General features: G+C 62.9%; 2 protein-coding genes and 1 pseudogene. 2 read left to right on the top strand and 1 reads right to left on the bottom strand.

Features of this window, described 5'->3' with window-relative positions; genetic code table 11:
* Positions 1–184 (bottom strand): annotated as a pseudogene (locus AC1D1P_RS23095) (inositol monophosphatase family protein); the annotation flags it as partial.
* A gap of 182 nt (positions 185–366) precedes the next feature.
* Between AC1D1P_RS23095 and trpC the strand changes: the two are divergent.
* Together trpC and AC1D1P_RS23085 are read left to right on the top strand one after the other, a co-directional pair.
* The gene (gene trpC / locus AC1D1P_RS23090) at positions 367–1,173 is read left to right on the top strand and encodes an indole-3-glycerol phosphate synthase TrpC (RefSeq protein WP_457282283.1); all 807 of its coding nucleotides are present in this window, start codon (positions 367–369) and stop codon (positions 1,171–1,173) included.
* Positions 1,174–1,184: 11 nt separating this feature from the next.
* The coding region (locus tag AC1D1P_RS23085; RefSeq protein WP_477674600.1) for a uracil-DNA glycosylase at positions 1,185–1,499 on the top strand (315 nt) is incomplete at its 3' end.

Below are 1,499 nucleotides of genomic sequence, written 5' to 3'. Positions count from 1 at the left end.
CTCCCGGAAAGCGCCGTTCGATCTCCGCGCGCACATACTGTTCTACCGCGCCGTCGGTGACGGTCAGGTAGTCCTGCCGGCCTTTGAGCGAATAGGCAGGCTTGTCCGGCGCGTTGAAGGCGTTGCGCATCATGGCGCCGGCCGAACGGACAATTTCTTCAATGGCATCAGTAAGTGCGGTCATGAGAGGGTGTATGGCTATCCGATGGAGGTACACCTTGTGCGCGAGCCCGGTCAGGCAAGGGCGGTCAAAGCGGGCGAAGGGAAATACTAGTGCCGGGACGCGTCCGGTTGTAGCGGGTTTGCGCTAACACCGCCAAGGCGGACTCCTGCGGGAGGTCTGGCCGCATCTGCCAAAATCGGGGCATGTCCGATATCCTGAACCAAATCATCGCCGTCAAACGCCAAGAAATTGCCGATGCCATCCGCCGCAAACCGCTGGACGTGATGCGCGAAGATGCCGAATCGCGTGTCCTGACGCGTGACTTTGTGGGTGCGCTGCGCGCCAAGATCGCAGCGGGTCAGCCCGCGGTGATTGCCGAAATCAAGAAGGCCAGCCCGTCCAAAGGCGTGCTGCGCGCCGACTTCATTCCAGCCGATATCGCGCAAAGCTATGCCGAAGGTGATGGCGAGATCAGCGCCGCCTGCCTTTCGGTGCTGACCGACAAGCAGTTCTTCCAGGGCAGCATTGATTACCTGAAGCAGGCGCGGGCCTCCTGCAGTCTGCCGGTGCTGCGCAAAGACTTCATGGTGGATCCTTACCAGGTGTATGAAGCGCGCGTCATGGGTGCCGATTGCATTCTGTTGATTGCGGCCTGCCTGGACGACGCGCAGATGCAATCGCTTGAAGCGCTGGCGATGTCGCTGGACATGGCGGTGCTGGTCGAGGTACACGACGAAGCCGAACTGGAGCGTGCGCTCAAGCTCAAGACGCCGCTGATCGGCATCAACAACCGCAACCTCAAAACTTTCGAGGTCTCGCTGGACACCACGCTGGGCATGCTGGCCAGGGTGCCGGCGGACCGCCTGCTGATTACCGAGTCGGGCATTGCCACGCCAGCGGACGTGCAGCGCATGCGCCAGGCAGGTGTGAATGCATTCCTGGTCGGCGAGGCATTCATGCGCGCGGAAGAACCCGGCCTTGCGCTGGCTCAATTGTTCGGTAAAAGATAGGCTGTAAAGCCATGAACCAGCTGCTTGACGCCATGAAGGCGCCCTTGCCCAATCGGCTCACCACTGCTGACCCCGCCGCATGGCCGGTGGCGCCCGGCTGGCGGCCGACTACCGATGCATTTTTTGGCAGTCCGACCGGCCAGAGGTTGCTGGGCTTTTTGCGAGGCCGCCTGGCGGAAGGCGCGACGATCTTCCCGCCCCAGCCGCTGCGCGCGCTGGAGCTCACGCCGCCCGAAGACGTGCGCGTGGTCATCCTCGGCCAGGATCCGTACCATGGGTTGGGGCAGGCCGAGGGACTGGCGTTTTCCGTCGCCCCCGGCGTCGCC

This window comes from Polaromonas sp. P1_E1_2 (assembly GCF_056406035.1).
Note: the sequence above shows the minus strand (reverse complement) of the source record. Positions and strands in the feature narration are given on the sequence as shown.

Coding starts and splice junctions, on each gene's coding strand:
- trpC (WP_457282283.1), top strand. CDS start 367: ATGTCCGATATCCTGAACCAAATCATCGCCGTCAAACGCCAAGAAATT.